This window comes from Ancylobacter gelatini (assembly GCF_022601675.1).
GTDB lineage: Bacteria > Pseudomonadota > Alphaproteobacteria > Rhizobiales > Xanthobacteraceae > Ancylobacter > Ancylobacter gelatini.
On the sequence record NZ_JAKVIL010000002.1, the window covers coordinates 97,761 to 120,508 of the forward strand.

Sequence of the window (22,748 nt, forward strand, 5' to 3'; positions counted from 1 at the left end):
GGCATTCATCGGTACGGGCAAGGCAGGCGGCTGTCGATCCGCGTTTCGCCGGACGGACGAACGGCGCGCCGGGCCCGAGCCCGTGCCGCGGGTTCCGTAGGATTGTCAGGGTGACTGACCTTTCATCCGGAGACACGACAAGACGTCTATTTCCGCTTACGTCGCGCTGTCTGGAAGAGCCGGCGTGAATACTTGAAGGAATACGTTGGTGCGGACTGAATCAGGCGTCGCTGCGCTACGGAGACCCTGTGGTGTGACCCTGCGCGTACACCATATCTGCTATGCTCGCGGGCAAGGGTGATTCGAGTCTGCGGGCAGGGCAGTGGGACATGGCTGAAACGACCGTTGACGCGGGCAGCGCCGCGCCAGTCTTTTCCGGCCGTAATGGGCCGCGCCCGCTGTTTTGCGCGTCTCTCGGCCTGGTGTCCGCTGCCGCTCTGTCATTTGCCCTGCTGATGCTGATGCTGATGCTGATGCTGATGCCGCTGCCGGTGCTGGCGGCCGATATCGCCTGCGATCTCACCGCCACCTCGCTGAGCTGCGCTGGCGATGCGACCGGCGCGGACGCCACGGCGGTCGGCGATGCGTCCGAAGCCACGCAGGATGGCGGCACGGCGGTGGGGCAGGGCGCCAAGGTGTTCGGTGTCAATGGCAGTGCCTTCGGCCAGCTCGCCGTTGCCAATGGTGTGTCCTCCACGGCGGTCGGCCAGAACAGCGCGGCCAACGGCGCGTCCTCCACGGCGGTTGGGCGCAACGCCGCTGCCAATGCCGACCAGACCACGGTCGTGGGCGCTGATGCCGCCGCCAACGCGGTTGCCGCCACCGCCATCGGCCAGGGTGCGAATGCCAATGGGCAGAGTGCCACCGCCATCGGCCAAGGCGCCAATGCCAATCTCGACTTTGCCACCGCGGTGGGCGCAGGTTCCGCCGCGCAGGGCGTGAACGCGTCCGCCTTCGGCTCTGGCGCGCAGGCCAATGCCGCCTCGAGCACGGCCCTCGGGCAGGGCGCCGGCGCCACCGCCGAGCAGTCCACCGCTGTCGGGCAGGGTGCGGTCGCCAATGGCGTCGGCGCGACCGCGCTGGGGCAGGAGGCGATCGCCAACGCCGACAGCTCCACCGCACTTGGCCAGAACGCCACCGCCAATGGCGAGGGCGCGACCGCGGTCGGCCGTATCGCCGCGGCCAATGCAGCCAACTCGACGGCGCTCGGCTGGAACGCGTCGGCGAACGGGGTCGGCGCCACCGCGCTTGGTCAGGGCTCGATCGCCGCGTTCGAGGGCGCGACCGCGGTCGGGCAGGGTGCGAACTCCTCGGCCGTCGACGCCACCGCTCTCGGCAATGGCGCCACCGCCGCCTCTCAGGCCTCCACCGCGCTTGGCAGCGGCGCCACCGCCAATGCGACCAACGCGACAGCGGTGGGCTGGGGTGCCTCGGCCAACGGGACCGGGGCCACCGCGCTGGGGCAGGGTTCCGTCGCATCGGCGCAAGGATCGGCGGCCTTCGGGCAGGGCGCGAGCGCGCTCGCTCAGGGCTCCACGGCGCTCGGCCAGGGGGCCACCGCCACCGCCCCCAACGCCAGCGCCGTCGGCGCCGGCGCGAGCGCCACCTTCGATAATTCCTTCGCGCTGGGCAGCGGCGCCGCCACGACCCGCGCCAATCAGGTCGCTCTCGGCACCTCCTCCAGCACGTATTCCATGCCGGGTCTCACCTCCTCGGCGAGTCGTTCCGCGCAGTCCGGGCCCGTGCAGATCGTGACCACGGATTCCTCGGGCAACCTCGCCTCGGCGGCGGTCAACGATCTGATCAATCTCGACAATGTCTATCGCGAGATCGACCGGGTGCAGGAGGGTGTGGCCATGGCGCTTGCGATGGACACGCCGAACCTGCCCTATGGCAAGGACATCGCGGTCAGCGCGCAGTGGGGCACGTTCGGCGGCCAGAACGCGATGGCGTTTTCCGGCATTGCGCGCATCTGGGACGACAGCCTGTTTCTCACCGGCGGCATCGGTGTCGGCCTCAACGAGGGGACGGTCGGCGGCAAGGCCGGCATGATGATGGCATGGTGACGCTGCGCCCCGCCGCGCTGGTGCTTGCCGCCGCCTTCGGCATCGGGCTCGGGCTGCCGGCCGTGACCAGCCAGCCGACCGGCTTTGTCAGTTCGGCACAGCAGGACGCGCCGGATGTGAACGCGCCCGCCAGCGATCCGCCGGCCCGCGCCAGTTCGCCGACCGTGCCGGCCTCAAGCTCGCAGGGTGTGATGCAGGTGCCGCCGCCCGCTGTACTGCTGGCCCTGCTGCGCGGCACGCTCGCCGCGGTAAATCAGGCGAACGTCACCGGGAATTACTCGGTCCTGCGGGATCTCGGCGCGCCGGCCTTTCGTGAGAATTACAATGCTGCCGAACTCGCCGACCGTTTCCGGCCGTGGCGCGACAATGCGCTCGATTTCGCCGCGATCCTGTTGCTCGATGCCAAACTCTCGCGTGCGCCCTCCATCGACAAGGATGGCGTGCTGCGTCTTGCCGGCTATTTCCCGACCGCGCCGCTGCGGATCGGCTTCGATCTCGGCTTCCAGGCGATCGGCGGCAATTGGCGGCTTTCGACCATTTCAGTCGATGCCCGCCAGCAGCAGGCCAGCGATGCGCCGGTCGCCAAGTCGGCTCCAGCCGCACCGGCTCCGGGTGTGGCCGCGACCCGAGACGTGCCGTCTCCCGCGCCGATCAGTATAGCGCGCGAGACCCCGTCCGCTGCGCCCGCGCGAGGCCTGCCGCCGCCGGCCGCGTCAGGCCGCAATGACACGGCCCCGGCCATCGCGCCCTTCAGCGCCACCGCCTCGCGGCTCGCGGTCCGGCCGGCGCCATTCGACATGCGGCCCTAGCGAGCGCAAGGAACGCGTGGCCTAACGTCCTGCTGGCAGCACACTCCGACGGCCTGCATCCGCGCCCTGTGACCCATCGGGTTCCGGCATGGCAGAAACAAAGCGGATCCCGGCGGCGATAGGCGCGCGCCGGGATCTTCTGCTGGAAGACCTCCGGGTCAGCCGACGGGTTCGTCCATCGCGGCGAGCGCGTCGCGTCCGGCGATCATGTCCTCCAGCGAGCCGAACGCGTTCATGTAATGGCCCTTGAAGCCGAGCGCATCGAGCCGCCGGAACAGGTCGGGAAAATCGAAGTCACCTTCGCCCGGCCGCAGGTGGATTTCCTTTCCATTGCGCCAGCAATCGGCGAGCCGGACTTCATCGCAGCGGGCGATGTCCATGCCCGCCAGAAAGCCTTCCACGCCGTCCGGCACCAGATGGGCGTGATTGGCGGTGAAGGCCCATCGGATGCTGGTCGATTTCAGGGCATCGAAGAAGAACTGCGTCTCCTCCAGGTTGAAGGCGAGATAATGCACCTCGGCGTCATCCGGCTCGACATTCATGTTCTCGAGCAAAAGCGTGACGCCGGCTTTGTCGGCGTGCTCGCTCAGCCGGGACAGTCGGTCGACGGCCGCCTGCTGCCGAAGCTGGTAGTCGGAGGTGAAGTGATAGCCGGCATGGACCACCATCCAGCCGCCACCGAGCCGCTTGCAGGCGTTGAGATGACCGAGGAGGTAGTTGTCGACGCCATCGCGCACATGAGGCGCGATCTCCGCGACATTGACCGCCGACATGGTGTGGATGCCGACATGGATGTCGTTGGCCTCGCAGGACTGCCGGATCTTCGATACCCGTTCGTCGGTGAGGCTCTCGACGGCATTGGGCGCGACGTCGACCTTCAGATCGAGATAGCGCACCTGATGCGCGATCGCCGCCGCGATGCCGTCCTCGATCTTGTTGCGCTGGCCGAGATCGATGCCGATCCTGTCACGTAAGTTCATTGTTCCACTCCCGGAGTTGGTTCTTTTCAGTTTGCGATCTCGGAAACGCCTTGCGGCGCGGCGGATGCCACTAGCGGCTTTCCTTCTCTTGCGTTCTTCCGCAGGCGCAGAAAAATGGACAAGGCGACGAAGAAGACAGTCAGGCCAAGCAGGCCGGCCGATACCGGGTCCTGAAGGAAGATCATCGGATCGCCGTAGCTGAGGTCGATCGAGCGTCGGTAGTTGCGCTCGACGATCCCGCCGAGAACGAGCGCCAGCACCAGCGGCAGTATGGGGAAGCCGAGTGTGCGCATGGCGTAGCCGATGACGCCGGCCCCCAGAACGATCCACATGTCGGCGATGCTGGCGTTCAGCGAGTAGATGCCGGACGCGATCAGGCAGATGATGATGGCCGTCAGGTAGGCTTTCGGTCGGTTGACCAGCCAGATGCACGGCGGCAGCATGACGATGCCGAGCAGGAGCTGCGAGATGTTCGCCACGAACAACCCGCCGAACAGGCCGTAGACGAAATCCGGGTTTTTCGTCAGCAGCAGCGGGCCGGGCTCCAGTCCGTGAAGGATGAGGCCGCCGAGCAGCACCGCCGTTGAGCCGGAACTCGGAATGCCGAAGGTCAGCGTCGGGATCAGCGCCGTCGCCGCCACCGTGTTGTTGGCGGCTTCGGGCGCGGCGATCCCTTCGGGCGATCCCTTGCCGAACTCTTCCGGGTGTTTCGACCAGCGCTTGGCTTCATTGTAGGAAAGGAACGAGGCCAGTGTTGAACCGCCGCCGGGTGTCAGCCCGTCGAGTGTGCCGATGGTCGTGCCGATGAAGGTCGGCAACGAAATGCGGCGCCACAGTTTCAGGCTGGGCAACACGATCCGTGTCCTGACCGACGCTTTCGCCCAGTTCTTCTGGCTGGCCTGCACCATCAGTTCCGTGATGGCGAACATGCCCATCATGATGAGGATCGGCTCGATCCCGCCCATCAAGTCCACCGAGTCGAAGGTGAAGCGCTGCACGCCGGACAGCGGGTCCACGCCGACCGTGGCGATGGCCAGCCCGACGACCGCCGACAGGAAGCCCTTGATGATCGCGCCGTCCGACAAAGCGGCGATGAGGCTCAGTCCGAAGATCCCGAGCGCGAAATAGGCGGGCGCGGTGAAGAACAGCGAGACATGCGCCAGCGGTTCGGTCAGCGCCACCACGAGCACCATGCCGATCACGCCGCCGACCACGCCGGCCATCAGCGAGATGCCGAGAGCCTCGCCGCTCCTGCCCTGCCGGTGCATCTCGTAGCCGTCGAGCACTGTGGTCACGGCGGCGCTGGTGCCGGGGGTGCGGATGAGGATGGCTGGAATCGACCCGCCATACTCGGCGCCGACATAGGTCGAGGCCAGCAGGATGATCGCCATGGTGGGGTCCATGCCGAAAGTGAGCGGCAGCAGCAGCGCCATGGAGATGGAGGCGGACAGGCCGGGGAGCGCGCCCCCGACGATGCCCCAGGCCACCCCGAACAGCGCGTAGAAGATGGCGGGGGTCGTGAACAGGGTGTGTAAGGCGATTTCCAAGCCGTGCATTCTGATTTCCCGATGAGCAGGTGCCGGATGAGCGGGCGTCAGACGGGGCGATGGTCGCCCCGCCCCCGGATGCGGGCCCTAAGCGGCATGAACCGGCCAGGAGACGACATCGAGCGCCCCCAGGTGCTCCAAGATCCCCATGGGCATGTGGATTCCCAGGAACTGGACGAAGAACAGCCAGAAAAACAGCGCCCCGCCGATCGCGACGGATGCGGTCTTCAGGCCGATCGGCATGCCCAGATAGATCGCCACGACAAAGATCAGGCTGGCGAGGGCGACCGGGTAGCCGAGCGGCTCCAGCAGCAGCAGGAACCCGCACATGATGACCAGCAGCCCCAGCGCCGCCTTGTGTCTGGGCCAGTCCGTAAGGGCGTCGTCGTCGGTCGCCTCCGCGCCAGCGGATGCGGGCCTCGCGCGCCTTGCTGACGCGCTCCACACCCCCTGGGCGATGAGCAGGACCGAGAAGAAGGCCCCGATCACCCCGATCATCTCGGGAAAGGCGGACGCGCTGACGGAGGTGTCGAGCGCGCTCTTGGGAAAGGCCGTCGCGGTCAGATAGTAGCCGACCGACAATGCCAGAAGGACGCAGCCGCAGATGATGTCCTTGAACATGCCGCACTCACCTTTCTCAGTTGATGAGGCCGATCTGTTTGAAGAAGGCTGAGATGTTGGCGACGTATTCGTTCGTCGCCTTGTCGTACTGCGCGGAGTCCATAAAGGCGGCGATCTGGCCGTTCTTGGCGAGCTGGGCCTTGTATTCGGGGTCCTGGAGGACCAGCTGGATCGCCTCTTCCCAGGCTTTCACCACCTCCGGCGGCAGACCCTTGGCGCCCACGATGCCGCGGAACTGGGTGACGACGACATCGGTTCCCTGTTCCTTTGCGGTCGCGAGGTCCGGGTAGCCGGGAATGCGCTCTTCGGTCAGGGCGGCGAGGATGCGGACCTTGCCGGCCTCGACCTGCGAGGCGACTTCCTGAATGTCGGCGGTGCCCGCGTCGACCGCCCCGCTGAGCACGCTGATGAGGAGCTGGCCGCCGCTGTCATGGGTGGCGACCACCATCTCCAGCTTGTTGAGGCGTTTGAAGGTTTCCACCGCCATGCGATCCGGCGAGGAGGCGGTGGCCGAGCCGAATTTCAACTTGCCGGGGTTGGCGCGCGCGTACTCCACCACATCCTGCAACGTCTTGAACGGGCTCTCGGTGCGCACATAGAATACGGGCGCGTCGACCAGCACGTTGGCGATGGGCTGGAGATCCTTATAGGTGTAGGGCGGCGTGCTGAGTACGGAGGTGATGAGGTGCTGGGTATTGCCGCCATACAGCAGAGACCCATCCTTCGGCCCTTCGACGATCCGCCGCAGCGCGTTGGTGCCGCCGCCGCCGGTCACGTTCTCGACGACGAGATTGAGCCCCCAGCGCGGCCCGAGAACCTTGGTCAGTTGTCGCAGGAAGACGTCGCCGCCGCCACCGGGACCCGAGCTGCTGAGCAGGGTGACGGTCTTCAGCGGATAGGCCGGATATTTGGCGTCCTGGGCCCATGCTGCCGTAGCGAGGCCCAGACCGAACAGCGCGGCGACCGCAAACGCGACTTTTCCGCTTCTCATCATGATCGTTCTCTCCCGTTTTGCCCCGCCTTTCTGGCAGGCGCATCATTTTCGGCTCATTGGCGTGAGCTGGAGGCTGTGCTGTTTGTTGACAAAAATAACGGATTAACGATTCCGTTCTGTGCCTCCAATGCTTGAAATCGCTGACTTTCGTTGATATTAAAAGAAAATGTCAGGCGACTGATAAAACCATTACGGCGAGATTGATTATTTTGTCAACAATCGAGATGTGCCCCTCGGGCGAAACTCACGTCGATCGCATCTTCACCGTGCTGGAGCACGACATCGTCAGCGGCCAACTGGCGATGGGCTCAAAGCTGGGTGAGGAGTTGCTGGCCAGCCGCTTCGGCGTCAGCCGCGGCCCTCTGCGCGAAGCGTTGCGCCGGCTGGAGGGCCGGGGGCTGGTGATCCGCACCGCCCATGCTGGCGTCCGGGTCGTGGCGCTTTCCCGCAAAGCGCTGCTGGAGCTGTATGAAATTCGTGAGCTGCTGGAGGGACTGGCTGCCCGGCTCGCGGCTCGCAACATGAGCGAGGAAGAGGTCGCCTCGCTGCGCGCGCTGCTCGATGAGGACCTGAATTCCGGCCTGCGCAGTGATGCCTATCCGCTGGTGTTCGGCGATGCCGACTTTCATTACCGCATCGCCGAGGGGAGCAAGTCCGTGCGCCTCAAGCAGTTGCTGTGCGGCGACCTCTATTCGCTGATCCGGCTGTGCCGATTCAAAACCGCCCATGTGCCTGGGCAGATGCAGTCCTTCCGCGATCACATGCGCATCATCGAGGCGATCGAGGATCGCGACGAGGCCCTCGCCGAATTTCTGATGAGCCGGCACATCTCGGCGGCACGCGCGCGTTTCCTGACGACGCCATTCAACGAGGCGAGCGACGCTGTCGACTCGCTGAAGGAGGCTGGTTTTGCATGAGTCGCTCTATTGTCGACAAAAACGTGATCTATTCGGTCTTCATGGCTTATATGGCTTTTTGAGAGTCTATTTTCGATAATCTTGTTGACAATAAAGGTGCGCTCCGTTTGTTTTTGCGGCGCGCTTGCCCCTCGCACGAGGAGGCCAAAACCACCATGCGCCATCCGCCGTCCGGATACGCCAGCCGGATGAAGAATTATCGGGAGGATTAACCAGTGAAAAAGAAGCTCATCGTCAATGTTCGTCTCAACGAATGGGAAATGCGCGGGCCAAATAACAATATTCCCTACACTCCCGATGAAATCGCGGCTGACGCCTACGAGTGTTATCAGGCCGGCGCCAACCTGGTGCATGTACATGCGCGCGGACCCAATGGCGAGAAAAGCCACAGTCCCGAGCTTTATGCCGAGATTACCCACAAGATCCGCGAGCGTTGCGATATCCTGATCCACACCACGCTCGGCAACGTCTATCTGGAAGGCGATGCCAAGGATCGGGTCAAGCATGTCGAGGCGGCCATGCCCGATATCGCCACCATCGATATCGGCAGCACGAACATGGACAAGTTCGACCGCCCGACGATGAAGTTCGAGACCACGAAGCAGCTTTATGCCAACACGATCGAAAGCTGCATGTACTTCGCCAATATCATGAAGGACATCGGTGTGAAGCCGAGTCTCGGGCTCTGGAGCGTTCCCTTCATGCGGACCGCGGGAGTGTTCCTCGATCTCGGGCTGCTGGATTCGCCGGCTCTGGCGATCATCCCGCTCAGTGGCGGCGACCTGATCGCCGGCCACGATGCCACGCCGGAGGGACTGCGCGCCTTCTTCCATGCCGAGCCGTCCAATGACCGGCTGCAATGGTGTGTCTGCAGCAAGTATGCGAACATCTTCCCGGTAGCCGCCGTGGCCATCGCTCATGGCCAGCATGTTGCGCCGGGCCTCGGTGACTACCAGTATCCCGAACTCGGCTGCCCGACCAATGCCGAACTGACCCGCCGTATCGTCGCGATGGCGCGCGACATGGACCGCGAGATCGCGACCCCCGCCGAAGTGCGCCAGATGCTGAGTATGCCGGCGCAGCCGCCGGTCGCCGCTGCCGCCCAGTAGTCTGCTTATGAGAACTCCCGCCGCGCCGGTTGTCTTCCGACGCGGCGGCCATGTGGTCCATTTACGCCGGAAATCCGATGTCCATTAAAATACCGGCCCGCCGACTTGGCCGCAGCGGTTTGGTTGTTTCCCGTCTCGTACTCGGTACGATGAATTTTGGCAGCAGGACCGCGGAGGCCGACGCGCTCCGCATCATTGAGGCCGCTGCCGAAGCTGGCGTGAATTTCATCGACACGGCCGATACCTATTCCGATGGACGCTCCGAGGAGATCGTCGGCACCGCCCTTGCCGGCCGCCGCGATGGCTGGGTGGTCGCAACCAAGATCGCGAACCGCAACGGGCCGGGGCATAATGATCGCGGCCTGTCGCGCAAATGGGTGCTTCACGAGACGCATCAAAGCCTTAAGCGTCTGAAAAGCGACTATATCGACATTCTGTATCTGCATACCGAAGATGTCGACACCCCGCTGGAGGAAACGGTTCGCGCGCTGGCGCAACTCCAGCGCGACGGCGCGATCCGCTATTTCGGCGTCTCCAATCACAGCGCCTGGCGCATGGCCACGCTGTGCGCGCTCTGCGACGAGGAGGGCATCGATCGCCCCGTGGTCGCCCAGCCGCTCTACCACGCGCTCGACCGCACGGCAGAGACCGAGTTGCTGCCGGCCTGCGAGTATCTCGGCGTCGGCGTCGCCGTCTATAGCCCGACGGCGCGCGGCATTCTGTCCGGCAAATACAGCGTCGACGGCCCGCCGCCGGCCGACAGCCGCGTCGCGGTCGGCGACCGCCGTATCCTTGAATCCGCTTATCGTCCGGAAGCCGTTCAGGCGGCTGCGCGGGTCGCGTCCTATGCGAGTTCTCTCGGTATCGAGCCGACCGCCTTTGCCATCGCGTGGGTGCTGGCGAACCACAAAATTACCGCAGCCATCGTCGGGCCGAGAACGATGGAGCAATGGAACAGTTACCTGAAGTCCGTCGAGGTCGCGTGGTCCGGTGTTCACGAGGCTGCCGTCGATGAGATCGTGGCGCGCGGCGCCGCGGCCGTGCCCTACGCCGTCGATCCGAAATATCCGGTTATGGGGCGGCGTGTCGGCGGCTGAAGGTGGCCGACAAGCTTCCGCGCCGGTCCGATCACGGACGCCCGCACAAACCGGAATGCTTCTGCACCGATGGCCCCGGGCAGGCCGCGCGCAAGGGCCCGCCCGGCCTCACGCGCTAGCGGAAATCCTCAAGCCGCGTGTTATCGAAGATGCCTGCGATCTTTGGTTGTAAATTTGGTCGATAAATATTACCCCTGGTTGCAGAGTGCGGCCGGAGAAGTTTAGCGTGGCAGAGAACGTTTCGCGCCCGAAGCTCATATTCTATGTCGTCATTGCCATTGTCGGCCTGCTCGCCTTCTGGATCATTCCGGCAATGATGCCCGGGCCGTTCAGCAGCCCGGCCGATTTCCGGTAGCTGGTCCCGTACAACACCACGACGTTTGGGTGCAGTAGGGCGGCGTTCTCTGCTGTGACATCATCGAACTCCCGCTCGGAAGGTTGCAGGCCGGCGGCCCATGCTTCCGTGCGATTCCTTGAAATGCGCGCAGGATAGCTCACAGTTCATCGCGTCGTTCCGAGGCGATGAACTGCCAAACGCTTGAAATCCCTGCGGAAGGTCGTGGTAGCGGGAGAGGGACTTGAACCCCCGACCCCAGGATTATGATTCCCGTGCTCTAACCAGCTGAGCTACCCCGCCACGACGGGCTGGCGCATCGCGCCGGCACCGCAGAGTGGGCGCGATATAAGGAAGACGGCCGGATGGTGTCAAGGCAGGAGTGCAAACTCCGCCCCGCCATCCCCATCGGGCCGCATGTCACCAATAGGGCGCGGCCGGTTGGCCTCCCGTGACTTCCGCGATGCGCCGGCGCGTGGCGGGCGTGGTGCCGGCCGGAAGAGCGGCGGGCGGGAAGAAGCCGACCTCCAGAATTTCGCGATTCGGCACATCCGGCGTCCCGGCACGGAAATGCTCGATCACATAGACCGCCACGTGGTCGCGTCGGCCGTGATTGAGGTTGAGCAACAGCCCGTGCAGGCGCGGCGGAGCCAGAATTTCCACGGCTGTTTCTTCGGCGAGTTCGCGCGCCAGCGCCTGTTCCGCCGCCTCGCCGCGCTCCACGCCGCCTCCGGGCAGGTGCCAGCCCGGTACATAGGAATGGCGCAACAGCAGGATGTCGCCCTTGGTGTCGATCACCAGCGCACGCACGCCCAGCGTCATGCCGCGCCGGAACCGGCCGAACGCATGGAGCAGGCTGGGGATCAGATGGCGCGGCAGCAGAGACGCCGGGCCAAAAGCCGGCGCCGTGCCTTCCACGGGCGGGTTCGGGCTGCTATGCAAGCCCTCGTGTTTGTTCTCGCCCATCTCACCGACGCCCATCTCGGGCCGCTGCCCCGCGCCCGGTTCCGTGAACTCGCCGGCAAGCGCGTGCTCGGCGTCTTGAACTGGCGCCGGGGCCGCCGGCACCGATTCTCCTCAGATACGATCGACCTGCTGCTGGCCGACATCAAGGAGCAGGCTCCCGATCATATCGCGGTGACCGGCGATCTGGTGAATGTCGGCCTGCCGGCGGAGTACCACACCGCGCTGCGGTTTCTTGAGGTTCTAGGCACCGGCACGGACGTCACCGTCGTGCCGGGCAATCATGACGCCTATGTGCGCTCCACCGCCCATCACGCGCTGCTGAACTGGGGCGACTACATGCGTGGCGACGGTGCGCCGGGGGATGTCACCGCCGCCCACGCCTTTCCCTTCGTGCGCCGGCGCGGCGACGTGGCGCTGATCGGTGTCTCGACCGCCATTCCCACCCAGCCCTTCATGGCGACCGGCCGGGTCGGCCATGCGCAACTGGAGCGCCTCGGTCGTGAGCTGGACGAACTGGGCGCGCAGGGCCTGTTCCGCGTGGTGCTGATCCATCATCCGCCGTGCGGCCAGCGTGCCGGGCACAAACGGCTGATCGACGCCGCCAGCGTGCGCGTCTGCCTCGCCCGCCATGGCGCGGAACTGGTGATCTGCGGCCACGACCATCGCCCGATGGTGGAGATGCTGCCCGGGCCGAATTCGGCGTTGATCCCGGTCGTCGAGGCGCCGTCCTTCGCGGCCGGTCCGGAAGACCGGCACTGGCCGGGCGGCTATCACCTATACCGCATCGAGCGCACGCAGGAGGCCGCCTTTCCGTGGCGCTGCACACTGGAAGCGCGCGGTTTTCGCGACGGCGGACTGGAGATCGCTGCGCGCACCGAGCGCCTGCTGAGTGCGCCGGTCGTCAGCGCCCGTTGATCAGCGCGTCCACCGCAATCATGGCGCAGACGCCGGCGAGCACGCCGGCGATGAAGGCGAAGAGCTTGGCACGCGTGCGCCGCTCGGGGGCGGGGGCGGCCGACTGGGGCGCCGGCGTTATGGCCGGCGCGTGATGAGGCGCGGGGCGCGGCGCGATGTCCAGCTCCGGCGGGCTGCTGGCCGAAATCGCCTGCTCACGGGCGATGAGCCGGCGGGCGACATAACGCGTTACCGCGTCGGCGATATCGTGCGGATTGGTGCTCTCCGCCAGCACGCGCCGGCCGGAGCGGGTGTCCTGGAGGAAGCGGTAGGTGCGCCGGTCACGGCCAAGCGTCACATGGGCCACCATGTCGACGAACAGGCGCGGAGTCTCGCCGGGCATGAGGCCGCGGTCGAACAGGTCGGCATGCTCAAGCGGCACTTCGACGAAGATCGGATCGAGGATTTCATTGAGCATGGACAGCCGGGCGAGGCTGGCGTCGCGCAACTCGACGATCACGCCGGTATGCTCGGCGGCCTCGACCCGGGCGGCGCGTATCGCCTCGCGCAGCGACAGGCCCGGCGTATCGCCACGAGAATGGCCGGCGTCGTCCATGGTTCGATACCTTGATCGAGAGGCTCTACGAAGATTAGCGGCTGTGCGCAGGCACCGCCAGCCTGACGGGCGCCCCGCCCCATGCCTTACAGGGACGCGGTTAATGGCGGTTTACCCTCGCCGGGCGGAAGGGTCGCCTGCGCGGGCGGGAGCGCTTATGAAGCGTTAGGTTGTTCCTGCCGATAGTGACGGTCACATGTCCAGAAGCTACGAAATACCGGCCGACGTGGTGTGCGCCGACGATTACGAGCGGGTCGCGCGGGAGCGGCTGAGCCCGCAGGCGCTGGCTTATTACGCCGGCGGGGCGGCCGATGAGCTGACGGTGGACTGGAACCGGCGGGCTTTCGGGCGGATCGCGCTGAAGCCTCGCGTGCTCGGCACGGCGGCGGGGGGCGGTACCGGACTTTCGCTGTTCGGGCAGGAATTCGCGCACCCGATCCTCATCGCCCCGACCGCCCATCACCGGTTCGCCGATCCCGATGGCGAGATCGCGACCGTGGTGGGCGCGGGCGGAGCAAAGGCGGGCATGGTGGTGAGCACCGAGGCCGATCTCACGCTTGAGGAGATCGCCGGGGCGGCAAGGACGCCGCTGTGGTTCCAGCTCTACATCCAGCACGATCGCGGTTTCACGCTCGAACTGGTGCGGCGGGCCGAGCGCGCGGGGTATGGCGCGCTGGTGGTGACGGTGGATGCTCCGGTCTTCGGCATGCGCAACCGCGAGCAGCGCGCCGGCTACCAGCCGCCAAAGCTCTCCGAGCACGCCAATCTCAAGGGGCTGCACACCACCTATTTCGCCCATGCCGAGCTGGGCGAGAGCATCATGTTCAACGGCTTCCTCGATGTGACCGCGCAATGGGCGGATATTGCGTGGCTGCGGGCCAACACGACATTGCCGATCCTGCTCAAGGGCATTCTGAGCCCCGAGGATGCGGTTCTGGCGCTTGAGCACGGCGCGGACGGGATCATCGTCTCCAACCATGGCGGTCGGGTGCTCGACACGTCTCCGGCCAGTCTCGACGCGCTGCCGGGCGTGGTGCGGGTCGTGGAGGGGCGCGTGCCGGTGCTGCTGGATGGCGGCATCCGCCGGGGCACGGATGTGCTCAAGGCGCTGGCGCTTGGCGCCCGTGCGGTGCTGGTCGGTCGCCCCTGCCTCTATGCGCTGGCCGTCGCCGGGCCGGCGGGGGTGGCGCATCTGCTTCATGTGCTGCGCTGCGAGTTCGAGATCGCCATGGTGCTGACCGGCTGCGCCAAGCTGGAGGAAATCGGCCCGCATATGTTGTGGGACGACGGGCTGCGCGAGGGTCAGTACAGCGTTTCGCGGTAGCGCAGGAGCATCTCGGCCTGGGTTTCCGCCGTGGCCAGCTTGAGCTGATCGCGCAGCATCTCGCCCATGCTGGGGAGCGTCGAGCGTTCGATGTGGCTGGACCCATCCCAGGCCCGCGAGCGCATGAAGGCCTTGGCGCAGTGCAGATAGGCTTCCTCGACGTGGACGCGTAGCACGGTGGCGGGCGGGCGGCCATCGATGACGAAAAGCTGGCGCAGCGCCTCGTCATCGCGGATCTCCGCGCGCCCGTTCACCCGCAGCGTCTCGTCCACGCCGGGTATCAGGAACAGCAGGCCGATCGCCGGGTTGGCGATCAGGTTGGTCAGCGTGTCCAGCCGGTTGTTGCCCGGCCGGTCCGGGATCAGCAGCGTGGCTTCGTCCTCGACACGGACGAACCCCGGCGCGTCGCCGCGCGGGGTGACGTCGGCGCGCCCGTCGGCCCCGACGCTTGCCACCATCACCAGTGGCGACAGAGCGATGACGGCGCGGCAATGCACGTCCAGCGCGGGGAGCACCTTGCGGCGGCTGCGCTCGCGCGGCTCGGGATAGAGCGTACGGAGCTGGTCGAGGCTCTCGATGCGGGCCATGTGCGGGGCGTCCTCAGTTCTTCACGATGAGCTGCACGCGATCGGCGGAGAAGCGCGCGCGGGTATATTGCAGGGGCCGGCGCTGGGCGTCACCATTCAGGCTCTCCACCACCATCACGGTGCGGCCCGGCTGCAGGCTGAGGAGGCGGCGTTCCTCCTCGTCGGCGGCACGGGCGGTGATGCGGGTTTCCAGCCGGCGATAATCGGTGATGCCTATGGCTTCCAGCGCCCGCGTCACCGAGCCGGTGGCGGCGGCGAGGAGGTCGAGGTCGCGGCAGCGCTCGGCGTCGTACCAGTGGGTGCCCAGCGTGATCGGCACGCCGTCGGCCTCGCGCACCATATCGAGCCGCAGCACGTCCGCGCCCGGGGCGAGGCGCAGCGCCAGCGCTATGTCGGGGCTGGCCCGTTCGAGGTGTGAACCGACCACCCGCCCACCCGGCGCCCGCCCTTCCGAGGAGACGATCTCCGAAAAGCGCGTGCGCGCGGCGATGGGGTAGCGCAGCGGAGCCTCCTTCACGAAGGTGCCGCGCCCGGGCGTCGCCTCGACCAGCCCCTGTTCAGTCAGCATGGCGAGCGCGCGGCGGAGCGTGTGGCGGTTCACACCGAAACGCTCGGCCATCTCCATTTCGGTGGGCAGGCGCTGGCCCGGCGTCAGGCGCCCTTCCGCGATATCGGCCTCGATTCGCTCGGTGATCTGCCTCCACAGCGCGACGCCCGTGCCGCGCGCGACATCCTCGTCCGCCTGAGGCGCCAGTGTCGTCGACGTCAGGCTTGTCACGGGGGTGTCGTCGGAAGGGCTCATGGTTTTTTCGCCGGATCGGTGGATGTGTATTGCCTGTTTGTATAGATCATTATACAAATTCGCCCGACAAGTAAATCGACCTTCCCAGTCCGACCGGCGGAATTTCCTCATGCAGATCTCTCCACAATCCAGCGCGGGCAAGGATTTGCCGGCCCGGCAGGCGGTGATGGCGCTGCTCGCCCGCGCCGGAATCGATGAATTGCAGGCGGCTCTGGAGCGTCTCTCGCCGGTTCCTGCCGCCACCGATCTGCGCCCGGCGGAGTCCGGTCTGGTCATGGTGCGCGCCCGAACGGGCGGCGACGGCGCGTCCTTCAATCTTGGCGAGGCCAGCGTCGCCCGCGCCGCGGTGCGGCTGGAAGGTGGGGCGGAAGGCTTCGGCTACCGGCTTGGCCGCGACATCGCCGCCGCCCGCGCGGCCGCAATTCTCGATGCGCTGTGGCAGGACCCCGCGTATCGCGCGTCGGTGGAAATGGCGCTCGGGCCGGTGCGCGGGCGCCTCGCTGAGGAGGCGGGCCTGGTGCGGGCCGAGACGGCGGCGACCAAAGTCGAGTTCTTCACATTGGTGCGCGGGGAGGATTGAGCATGGGTCTCGCCCTCGGATTTGCCGATCCGGTCTTCGATTCCCAGAGCGCCTTCCGCGCGGCGATGTGGGCGTTGGCCCGTCCCGGCCGGCTAGAACCGCTGGCCGTCACGCTCGACCCGCCCGCGCCGCTGTCACCTGAGGCGGCAGCGCTGCTGCTGGCTCTGTGCGATTTCGAGACGCCGGTCTGGCTCGACGCATCCGCTGCCGCTGTGCCCGAAGTGGCGCGTTTCCTGCGTTTCCACACCGGAGCGCGGATCGTTGCGGAGCCCGGCGCGGCGCGCTTTGTCCTGATCACGGACCCGGCGCGGATGGCCGACTTTGCCGAATTTGCGCAGGGCACGCCGGATTATCCGGACATTTCCGCGACGCTGGTGGTGCAGGTGGAGCGCTTCTCGGCCTCCGGCCTTGTTCTGGAAGGCCCGGGCGTGCCGGGCGTTCGAGGCTTTGGCGCGCAGCCGCTGCCGGCTGATTTCATCGCGCGCATGGTGGCGAACCGTGCGGGCTTTCCGCTGGGGGTCGATCTGCTGCTGGCGGGGGCAGGGCATGTTGCCGGGTTGCCGCGCTCGGTCATGGTTCGGGAGGGCTAGGCGCCATGTATGTCGCGGCTAAAGGTGGCGAGCGGGCGATCCGCAATGCCCATGCCCTGCTGGCAAAACGCCGGCGCGGAAACCGGGCGCTGCCTGCGCTCACGCTCGACCAGATCGCGCAGCAACTCAGCCTCGCGGTGGACCGGGTGATGGCGGAGGGTTCGCTCTATGACGTTGAATTGGCGAGCCTTTCGGTCAAGCAGGCGCGCGGCGACCTGATCGAGGCGATCTTTTTGATCCGCGCGTTCCGCACCACCTTGCCGCGCTTTGGTGCCTCGCAGCCGGTCGATACCGCGGCCATGCTGGTGCGCCGGCGGGTGTCGGCGACCTATAAGGATCTGCCGGGCGGGCAACTTCTCGGGCCGACCTTCGATTATACGCATCGGTTATTAGATACCTCTCTCGTCGGCGATATCGGCGCGCCGACGGCGGAAATCGGCGGCGCCGAACCGGCGGACATGCCGCGCGTGACCGACCTGCTCGGCGAGGAAGGGTTGATCGAGAGCGCGCCCGCCGATGACGGCGCGGAGCCCTTCGACATCACCCGCGCGCCGGTGACTTTCCCGGTCGACCGGCCGACGCGGCTGCAGACTCTGGCGCGGGGCGACGAGGGGTATCTGCTCGCGCTCGGCTACTCCACGCAGCGCGGCTATGCGCGCTCGCACCCCTTCGTCGGTGAAATCCGCGTGGGCGATGTCGAGGTCAAGCTGTTCGTCGAGGAGCTGGGCTTCGAGGTGTCGCTGGGGACGGTGCAGGTCACCGAGTGCCAGATGGTCAACCAGTTCAAGGGCAGTGCCGAGGTGCCGCCGCAGTTCACCCGCGGCTATGGCCTCGTCTTCGGCCAAAGCGAGCGCAAGGCGATGGCGATGGCGCTGGTGGAGCGGGCGCTGCGCTGGAAGGAACTGGGCGAGGAGCCCGGAGCGCCGGCGCAGGACGAGGAGTTCGTGCTGTCCCACTGCGACAACGTACAGGCCACCGGCTTCGTCGAGCATTTGAAGCTGCCGCACTACGTCGATTTCCAGGCCGAGCTGGACCTTGTGCGGCGCATGCGTGCCGAACATGAGGCCGAACTCAAGGAGGCGGCCGAATGACTACCGCAACGCTCGGGGGCATGCCCGCCATCACCTATAACTTCGCCTATCTCGACGAGCAGACCAAGCGGATGATCCGCCGCGCGATCCTGAAGGCGATCGCGGTTCCCGGCTATCAGGTGCCGTTCGCCGCGCGCGAAATGCCGATGCCCTATGGCTGGGGCACCGGCGGCGTGCAGGTTACCGCCGCCGTGCTCGGTCCGGACGATGTGCTCAAAGTGATCGACCAGGGCGCGGACGACACCACCAATGCGGTGGCGATACGCGGCTTCTTCGAGAAGACCGCCGGGGTGGCGACCACCACCGCGACCACGGAGGCGACCGTGATCCAGACCCGCCACCGCATTCCCGAGACGCCGCTGCGGGACGACCAGATCCTGGTCTATCAGGTGCCGATCCCGGAGCCGCTGCGCTTTCTCGAACCGCGAGAGACCGAGACGCGGCAGATGCACGCGCTCGAAGAATACGGGCTGATGCATGTGAAGCTCTATGAGGACATCGCCCGCCACGGCCATATCGCCACCACCTACGCCTATCCGGTCGAGGTCGCGGGGCGCTATGTGATGGACCCGTCGCCGATCCCGAAATTCGACAACCCGAAGATGGACGACTGCCCGGCGCTCCAGCTTTTCGGCGCCGGCCGCGAGAAGCGCATCTACGCGATCCCGCCGCATACCCGCGTGCGCTCGCTGGATTTCGAGGACCACCCGTTCGAGGTGCAGCGCTTCGCGCAGCCTTGCGCGCTGTGCGCGGCGCGGGGCGTGTATCTCGATGAGGTGATCCTCGATGATCGCGGCGGGCGGATGTTCGTGTGTTCAGACACCGATTATTGCGAAAGCCGGCAGGCGGCCGGGCATCGCGGCGAGATGGCGCCGCCGGATGCGGCCTTGCCCCAACCCGTTTCCCCACGGGGCGAGGATGCCACGCGTGTTAGCGATGATGCGTCTTCCGACCTCTCCGCGTCCGCGAGAGGCCGCCCCGCCGGGGCGGGTGCAGGGGCGGGTACAGGAGCGGGTACAGGAGCGGGCGGCACGGAGGCTGGCCATGACTGAACAGCCCCTGCTGATCGCCGAGACGCTCGGCAAGAATTATGGCGCGCGCATCGGCTGCCGCGACGTGGCGCTGGAGGTCTATCCCGGCGAAGTGCTGGCGGTGGTCGGGGAATCCGGCTCGGGCAAGTCTACCCTGCTCGGCCTGCTTTCCACCGAGCTGGAGCCGAGCGCGGGGCGCGTCTCCTACCGACTGCGCGACGGCAGCCTGCGCGATCTGGCGACGCTCGGCGCGGCGGAACGCCGGCTGCTGATGCGCACCGACTGGGGCTTTGTGCGGCAGAACCCCGCGGACGGCCTGCGCATGGCGGTCTCGGCCGGCGGCAATGTCGGCGAGCGGCTGATGGCGGTGGGGCGCCGCCATTATGGCGACATCCGCACGGAAGCGCTGGACTGGCTCGGCCGCGTGGAAATCGCGGCGGACCGGATCGACGACGACCCGCGCAGTTTCTCCGGCGGCATGCGCCAGCGCCTGCAGATCGCGCGCAATCTGGTGACGCGCCCGCGCCTCGTCTTCATGGACGAGCCGACCGGGGGGCTCGACGTCTCGGTGCAGGCGCGCCTGCTCGACCTCGTGCGCTCGCTGGTGTCGGAAATGGGGCTGGCGGTGATCATCGTCACCCATGACCTCGCGGTGGCGCGGCTGTTGTCGCACCGCATGGTGGTGATGCGGCAGGGGCGGGTGATCGAGACCGGGCTGACCGATCAGGTGCTCGACGACCCGCGCGAGCCCTATACGCAACTGCTGGTGTCCTCGGTGCTGGCGGCGTGAGGGGGATGGAATGACGACGACGGACAACGCCTCTCACCCCGCCTCTCTCGCCGTCGAGGAGAGGGAACCGGAGGAACGCATGGCCTCGGCCAGCCGGAGCGAGGTCGCCCCGCAGGGGCAAATGAGGGGGGAGGGGGCCCTGCTTGCGGTTTCCAGCCTCTCCAAGACCTTCGTGCTGCATCTGCGCGAGGGGGCGCGGCTGCCGGTGGTCTCCGGCGCGGCGTTCGAGCTGTATCCGGGCGAATGCGTGGCGCTGGGCGGGCCTTCGGGCGCGGGCAAAAGTTCGCTGCTGAAGATGATCTACGGCAATTACCGCGTGGATGCCGGCGCCATTCTCGTGCGTGACGGCGACGAGACCGTCGATGTCGCGAGCGCCGCGCCGCGCCGCCTGATCCGGCTGCGGGCCGGCACGATCGGCTATGTCAGCCAGTTCCTGCGCGTGATCCCGCGCGTGAGCGCGCTCGACGTGGTGGCCGAGCCGCTGGTCGGCGACGGGGTGCCCCGCGAGGAGGCGACCCGCCGCGCCGCTGATCTGCTGGCGCGGCTCAACCTGCCGGAGCGGCTGTGGGGCCTGCCGCCGGCCACCTTCTCCGGCGGCGAGCAGCAGCGCGTGAACATCGCGCGCGGGCTGATCGCCTTTCGCCCGCTGCTGCTGATGGACGAGCCCACCGCCTCGCTGGACGCGGCCAACCGGGCGGTGGTGATCGGGCTGATCGAGGAAAAGAAGCGGGCCGGCGTCGGCATACTCGGCATCTTCCACGACGCGGAAGTGCGCGAGGCGGTGTGCGGCCGGGTGATCGATGTGACGGAATTCGGCCGGCAAATGGCGTGAGATGTGCGGCGTGAGGATGTGATGAACGAGACGATGGGTGAGACCGTGCTGGGCAATGCCCGGCTGGTGCTGCCGGACGAGGTGAGGGCCGGCCATGTGGTGCTGCGCGACGGCGTGATCGCCGAGATCGGCGAGGGGGCGCTGCCGCGCGGCGCGATCGACCTTGAGGGCGATTACCTCATGCCCGGCCTTGTCGAACTGCACACCGATGCGGTGGAAGGCCACCTCTATCCCCGCCCGCGCGTGATGTGGAACGCGATGGCGGCGGTGACCGCCTATGACGCGCAGATTGCCAGCGCCGGCATCACCACCGTGTTCGACTCGTTGCGGGTATGGCCGGACAAGCGGGCGGTGGGCATGGATGGCGACGCACCGCTGCTGCTGCGCACGCTGCGCGAGGCCGGGGAGGTCGGCATGCTGCGCGCCGAGCACCACGTGCATCTGCGCTGCGAGGTCGCCGCCGAGGGCGTGGTGGAGGATGCGCAGGCGCTGATGGAAGAGGCCGATGTGCGCCTGATCTCGCTGATGGACCACACGCCGGGCCAGCGCCAGTTCCTCACCCAGGAGCATTTCCGCAATTACTACATGAAGAAAAGCGGCATCACCGAAGCCGAGATGGACGTGATCGTCGAGAAGCGGCTGGAGGCGCATCGCCTGCATGCGCGTCCGAACCGTCAGGCGCTGGTGGCGCTGGCCCATGAGCGCGCCATCGTGCTGGCGAGCCATGACGACGCCACCGGCGCCCATGTGACCGAAGCGCTGGAGGATGGCGTCGCCATCGCCGAATTCCCGACCACAACCGAGGCGGCGGCGGGCTCGCACAAGGCCGGCATTCAGGTGCTGATGGGCGCGCCCAATCTGGTGCGCGGCGGCTCGCATGCCGGCAATATCGCGGCCGAGAGCCTCGCCCGCGCCGGGACGCTGGACATCCTGTCGTCGGACTATGTGCCCGGCAGCCTGCTGCTCGCCGCCTTCGACCTGCCGCGCCGGGTCGAGGGCATCGATCTTGCCGCCGCCACCCGGCTGGTGAGCGCCAATCCGGCCCGCGCCGCCGGCATGGACGATCGCGGTCGGATCGCCCCCGGATTGCGCGCGGACCTGATAAGGGTGGCGCTGGCCGGCGCCGGCGAGGTGCCGGTGGTGCGGATGGTGTGGCGCGAAGGCGAACGGGTGGCGTGAGCGTGGACGCGGTGGAGAAAAACGCCGCCGGGGGCATCGGCAGTTCCGGCGCGGGGCTCTTGGTGTTCGTGGTCGGCCCGTCCGGGGCGGGCAAGGACACGCTGCTGTCCTATGCCAGGCAGCGTCTGGCGGAGCGCGAGGGCATCCTGTTCGCGCGCCGGCGCATCACCCGCGCGACCGACCACACCGAGGATCATCTCAGCCTCGATGTCGACGCCTTCGAGCGCGGCGTGGCGGAGGGACGCTTCCCGCTGTACTGGCGCGCCAACGGGCTCGGCTACGCGCTGGGCGAGGAGGTGGCCAGCGCGATCGACCAGGGCGGCATCGTGGTGGCCAACGGCTCGCGCGCGGCGGTGGCGCAGGCCCGGCGGCTGTTCGCGCGCGTCAAGGTGGTGCTGGTCACCGCCCCGCCGGAGGTGCTGGCGGCCCGCATCAGCGCGCGGGGGCGCGAGGGTGGCGAGGCGGCGGCGCAGCGGCTCGCCCGCGAGCCGAGGATCGACCTTCCGCCCGACCTCATCCTCATCAATGATGGCGGCATCGAACAGGCGGGCGAGCGGCTGACGGCCTATCTCGCCGGGCTGTGCGCGCGGCTCTGAAAACGCGAATGGCCGGGCGAGCCCGGCCATGGCGACAATGGGAAGGCAAGGCGCGGGCTATTGCCGGTATTGCTGAATACGGGTGGTGCGCAGGCCGGCGAGGCCGTGGCGGTCGATCGACGCCTGCCAGGACAGGAATTCCTCGGTGGTCAGCGTATAGCGCTTGCACGCCTCCTCAAGGCTGAGGAGGCCGCCACGAACGGCGGCGACGACTTCCGCCTTGCGACGGATGACCCACCGCCTGGTGTTGGGCGGGGGCAAGTCGGCAATGGTTAACGGACTTCCGTCCGGCCCGATTACGTATTTCACCCTCGGGCGATAGGGTTCGCTCATGGTACGCTCACTAAAAACACCCAATCAATGCTGGTAGCATAGACAGGCAGCCTTAAATATTTT

General features: G+C 67.0%; 24 protein-coding genes, 1 tRNA gene and 1 pseudogene. 16 read left to right on the top strand and 10 right to left on the bottom strand.

Annotated features, from left to right (window positions below; translation table 11 throughout):
* The first annotated feature begins 329 nt into the window (after positions 1 to 329).
* Both MKI84_RS03670 and MKI84_RS03675 read left to right on the top strand, forming a co-directional pair.
* Entirely contained in the window at positions 330 to 2,066 is a 1,737-nt protein-coding gene (locus tag MKI84_RS03670; protein ID WP_241616616.1) for a YadA-like family protein, read from the top strand.
* On the top strand, positions 2,060 to 2,875 hold the full coding sequence (locus tag MKI84_RS03675) for a hypothetical protein (protein ID WP_241616617.1): 816 nt from the start codon (positions 2,060 to 2,062) through the stop codon (positions 2,873 to 2,875). Before MKI84_RS03670 ends, MKI84_RS03675 begins: the two co-directional genes overlap by 7 nt.
* A 158-nt stretch (positions 2,876 to 3,033) precedes the next feature.
* Here MKI84_RS03675 and MKI84_RS03680 read toward each other — a convergent pair whose 3' ends face one another.
* The 4 genes from MKI84_RS03680 to MKI84_RS03695 all read right to left on the bottom strand — a co-directional run bounded on the left by MKI84_RS03680 (position 3,034) and on the right by MKI84_RS03695 (position 7,017).
* On the bottom strand, positions 3,034 to 3,855 hold the full coding sequence (locus tag MKI84_RS03680; protein WP_241616618.1) for a sugar phosphate isomerase/epimerase family protein: 822 nt from the start codon (positions 3,853 to 3,855) through the stop codon (positions 3,034 to 3,036).
* Positions 3,856 to 3,881: 26 nt separating this feature from the next.
* Positions 3,882 to 5,411 carry a tripartite tricarboxylate transporter permease gene (locus MKI84_RS03685; protein WP_241616619.1) on the bottom strand — a complete coding sequence of 510 codons (1,530 nt, stop codon included), beginning with the start codon at positions 5,409 to 5,411 and terminating at the stop codon, positions 3,882 to 3,884.
* Positions 5,412 to 5,489: 78 nt separating this feature from the next.
* Entirely contained in the window at positions 5,490 to 6,023 is a 534-nt protein-coding gene (locus MKI84_RS03690; protein WP_241616620.1) for a tripartite tricarboxylate transporter TctB family protein, read from the bottom strand.
* A gap of 16 nt (positions 6,024 to 6,039) precedes the next feature.
* Positions 6,040 to 7,017 carry a Bug family tripartite tricarboxylate transporter substrate binding protein gene (locus tag MKI84_RS03695; protein WP_241616621.1) on the bottom strand — a complete coding sequence of 326 codons (978 nt, stop codon included), beginning with the start codon at positions 7,015 to 7,017 and terminating at the stop codon, positions 6,040 to 6,042.
* Positions 7,018 to 7,148: 131 nt separating this feature from the next.
* Between MKI84_RS03695 and MKI84_RS03700 the strand changes: the two genes are divergently transcribed.
* From MKI84_RS03700 to MKI84_RS20625, 4 genes are all read left to right on the top strand, one after another.
* The gene (locus MKI84_RS03700; RefSeq protein WP_241616622.1) at positions 7,149 to 7,934 is read left to right on the top strand and encodes a GntR family transcriptional regulator; all 786 of its coding nucleotides are present in this window, start codon (positions 7,149 to 7,151) and stop codon (positions 7,932 to 7,934) included.
* A gap of 215 nt (positions 7,935 to 8,149) precedes the next feature.
* The gene (locus MKI84_RS03705) at positions 8,150 to 9,043 is read left to right on the top strand and encodes a beta-keto acid cleavage family enzyme (RefSeq protein ID WP_241616623.1); all 894 of its coding nucleotides are present in this window, start codon (positions 8,150 to 8,152) and stop codon (positions 9,041 to 9,043) included.
* Positions 9,044 to 9,072: 29 nt separating this feature from the next.
* A complete protein-coding gene (locus tag MKI84_RS03710; protein WP_245404630.1) occupies positions 9,073 to 10,140 on the top strand; it encodes an aldo/keto reductase in 1,068 nt (355 codons plus the stop codon).
* A 226-nt stretch (positions 10,141 to 10,366) separates the two neighbouring features.
* A complete protein-coding gene (locus MKI84_RS20625) occupies positions 10,367 to 10,495 on the top strand; it encodes a hypothetical protein (RefSeq protein WP_281063191.1) in 129 nt (42 codons plus the stop codon).
* Between the two features lie 205 nt (positions 10,496 to 10,700).
* Here MKI84_RS20625 and MKI84_RS03715 read toward each other — a convergent pair.
* Positions 10,701 to 10,777, bottom strand: a tRNA-Met gene (locus MKI84_RS03715).
* A gap of 117 nt (positions 10,778 to 10,894) precedes the next feature.
* Positions 10,895 to 11,356 (bottom strand): NUDIX domain-containing protein, encoded by a 462-nt coding sequence (locus MKI84_RS03720; protein WP_425353800.1) that lies wholly within the window; start codon positions 11,354 to 11,356, stop codon positions 10,895 to 10,897.
* Positions 11,357 to 11,422: 66 nt separating this feature from the next.
* On the opposite strand from MKI84_RS03720, the gene MKI84_RS03725 reads away from it, so the two are divergent.
* Positions 11,423 to 12,355 carry a metallophosphoesterase family protein gene (locus MKI84_RS03725; RefSeq protein WP_241616625.1) on the top strand — a complete coding sequence of 311 codons (933 nt, stop codon included), beginning with the start codon at positions 11,423 to 11,425 and terminating at the stop codon, positions 12,353 to 12,355.
* Here MKI84_RS03725 and MKI84_RS03730 read toward each other — a convergent pair.
* Complete coding sequence (locus MKI84_RS03730) at positions 12,342 to 12,950, bottom strand: hypothetical protein (protein WP_241616626.1); 609 nt, start codon at positions 12,948 to 12,950, stop codon at positions 12,342 to 12,344. The two genes, MKI84_RS03725 and MKI84_RS03730, sit on opposite strands and share 14 nt — an antisense overlap.
* Before the next feature lie 196 nt (positions 12,951 to 13,146).
* On the opposite strand from MKI84_RS03730, the gene MKI84_RS03735 reads away from it, so the two are divergent.
* Positions 13,147 to 14,274: an alpha-hydroxy acid oxidase gene (locus MKI84_RS03735; RefSeq protein ID WP_241616627.1), complete on the top strand. Its 1,128-nt coding sequence runs from the start codon at positions 13,147 to 13,149 to the stop codon at positions 14,272 to 14,274.
* On the opposite strand, the gene MKI84_RS03740 is transcribed toward MKI84_RS03735, so the two are convergent.
* A complete protein-coding gene (locus tag MKI84_RS03740; protein ID WP_241616628.1) occupies positions 14,253 to 14,861 on the bottom strand; it encodes a pyridoxamine 5'-phosphate oxidase family protein in 609 nt (202 codons plus the stop codon). The genes MKI84_RS03735 and MKI84_RS03740 overlap by 22 nt on opposite strands.
* Positions 14,862 to 14,874: 13 nt before the next feature.
* Entirely contained in the window at positions 14,875 to 15,663 is a 789-nt protein-coding gene (gene phnF / locus MKI84_RS03745) for a phosphonate metabolism transcriptional regulator PhnF (RefSeq protein WP_241616630.1), read from the bottom strand.
* Positions 15,664 to 15,772: 109 nt separating this feature from the next.
* Here phnF and phnG point away from each other — a divergent pair, with 109 nt between their 5' ends.
* From phnG to phnN, 8 genes and pseudogenes are all read left to right on the top strand, one after another.
* On the top strand, positions 15,773 to 16,243 hold the full coding sequence (gene phnG, locus MKI84_RS03750) for a phosphonate C-P lyase system protein PhnG (RefSeq protein WP_241616631.1): 471 nt from the start codon (positions 15,773 to 15,775) through the stop codon (positions 16,241 to 16,243).
* 2 nt (positions 16,244 to 16,245) lie between these two features.
* Entirely contained in the window at positions 16,246 to 16,833 is a 588-nt protein-coding gene (gene phnH / locus MKI84_RS03755; RefSeq protein WP_241616632.1) for a phosphonate C-P lyase system protein PhnH, read from the top strand.
* Between the two features lie 5 nt (positions 16,834 to 16,838).
* Positions 16,839 to 17,924, top strand: a complete 1,086-nt coding sequence (locus tag MKI84_RS03760; protein ID WP_241616633.1) for a carbon-phosphorus lyase complex subunit — start codon at positions 16,839 to 16,841, stop codon at positions 17,922 to 17,924.
* Between the two features lie 20 nt (positions 17,925 to 17,944).
* A pseudogene (locus tag MKI84_RS03765) lies at positions 17,945 to 18,802 on the top strand (alpha-D-ribose 1-methylphosphonate 5-phosphate C-P-lyase PhnJ); the annotation flags it as partial.
* A gap of 166 nt (positions 18,803 to 18,968) precedes the next feature.
* A complete protein-coding gene (phnK, locus tag MKI84_RS03770; protein WP_241616634.1) occupies positions 18,969 to 19,745 on the top strand; it encodes a phosphonate C-P lyase system protein PhnK in 777 nt (258 codons plus the stop codon).
* A 121-nt stretch (positions 19,746 to 19,866) separates the two neighbouring features.
* Positions 19,867 to 20,577: a phosphonate C-P lyase system protein PhnL gene (gene phnL / locus MKI84_RS03775; RefSeq protein WP_241617532.1), complete on the top strand. Its 711-nt coding sequence runs from the start codon at positions 19,867 to 19,869 to the stop codon at positions 20,575 to 20,577.
* A gap of 21 nt (positions 20,578 to 20,598) precedes the next feature.
* Positions 20,599 to 21,756 carry an alpha-D-ribose 1-methylphosphonate 5-triphosphate diphosphatase gene (locus tag MKI84_RS03780; protein ID WP_241616635.1) on the top strand — a complete coding sequence of 386 codons (1,158 nt, stop codon included), beginning with the start codon at positions 20,599 to 20,601 and terminating at the stop codon, positions 21,754 to 21,756.
* The gene (phnN, locus tag MKI84_RS03785; protein WP_241616636.1) at positions 21,753 to 22,352 is read left to right on the top strand and encodes a phosphonate metabolism protein/1,5-bisphosphokinase (PRPP-forming) PhnN; all 600 of its coding nucleotides are present in this window, start codon (positions 21,753 to 21,755) and stop codon (positions 22,350 to 22,352) included. Before MKI84_RS03780 ends, phnN begins: the two co-directional genes overlap by 4 nt.
* A 57-nt stretch (positions 22,353 to 22,409) precedes the next feature.
* Here phnN and sciP read toward each other — a convergent pair whose 3' ends face one another.
* Positions 22,410 to 22,685 carry a CtrA inhibitor SciP gene (gene sciP, locus MKI84_RS03790; protein WP_241616637.1) on the bottom strand — a complete coding sequence of 92 codons (276 nt, stop codon included), beginning with the start codon at positions 22,683 to 22,685 and terminating at the stop codon, positions 22,410 to 22,412.
* Between the last annotated feature and the right edge of the window lie 63 nt (positions 22,686 to 22,748).

Bases quoted from the DNA above. Each gene is read 5' to 3' on its own strand.
- MKI84_RS03680 (WP_241616618.1), bottom strand. From the start codon at position 3,855: ATGAACTTACGTGACAGGATCGGCATCGATCTCGGCCAGCGCAACAAG.
- phnF (WP_241616630.1), bottom strand. From the start codon at position 15,663: ATGAGCCCTTCCGACGACACCCCCGTGACAAGCCTGACGTCGACGACA.
- phnL (WP_241617532.1), top strand. From the start codon at position 19,867: ATGAGGGGGGAGGGGGCCCTGCTTGCGGTTTCCAGCCTCTCCAAGACC.
- MKI84_RS03675 (WP_241616617.1), top strand. From the start codon at position 2,060: ATGGTGACGCTGCGCCCCGCCGCGCTGGTGCTTGCCGCCGCCTTCGGC.
- MKI84_RS03690 (WP_241616620.1), bottom strand. From the start codon at position 6,023: ATGTTCAAGGACATCATCTGCGGCTGCGTCCTTCTGGCATTGTCGGTC.
- MKI84_RS03735 (WP_241616627.1), top strand. From the start codon at position 13,147: ATGTCCAGAAGCTACGAAATACCGGCCGACGTGGTGTGCGCCGACGAT.
- MKI84_RS03695 (WP_241616621.1), bottom strand. From the start codon at position 7,017: ATGATGAGAAGCGGAAAAGTCGCGTTTGCGGTCGCCGCGCTGTTCGGT.
- MKI84_RS03730 (WP_241616626.1), bottom strand. From the start codon at position 12,950: ATGGACGACGCCGGCCATTCTCGTGGCGATACGCCGGGCCTGTCGCTG.
- sciP (WP_241616637.1), bottom strand. From the start codon at position 22,685: ATGAGCGAACCCTATCGCCCGAGGGTGAAATACGTAATCGGGCCGGAC.
- MKI84_RS03685 (WP_241616619.1), bottom strand. From the start codon at position 5,411: ATGCACGGCTTGGAAATCGCCTTACACACCCTGTTCACGACCCCCGCC.
- MKI84_RS03740 (WP_241616628.1), bottom strand. From the start codon at position 14,861: ATGGCCCGCATCGAGAGCCTCGACCAGCTCCGTACGCTCTATCCCGAG.
- MKI84_RS03780 (WP_241616635.1), top strand. From the start codon at position 20,599: ATGAACGAGACGATGGGTGAGACCGTGCTGGGCAATGCCCGGCTGGTG.
- phnH (WP_241616632.1), top strand. From the start codon at position 16,246: ATGGGTCTCGCCCTCGGATTTGCCGATCCGGTCTTCGATTCCCAGAGC.
- MKI84_RS03670 (WP_241616616.1), top strand. From the start codon at position 330: ATGGCTGAAACGACCGTTGACGCGGGCAGCGCCGCGCCAGTCTTTTCC.
- MKI84_RS03760 (WP_241616633.1), top strand. From the start codon at position 16,839: ATGTATGTCGCGGCTAAAGGTGGCGAGCGGGCGATCCGCAATGCCCAT.
- phnG (WP_241616631.1), top strand. From the start codon at position 15,773: ATGCAGATCTCTCCACAATCCAGCGCGGGCAAGGATTTGCCGGCCCGG.
- phnK (WP_241616634.1), top strand. From the start codon at position 18,969: ATGACTGAACAGCCCCTGCTGATCGCCGAGACGCTCGGCAAGAATTAT.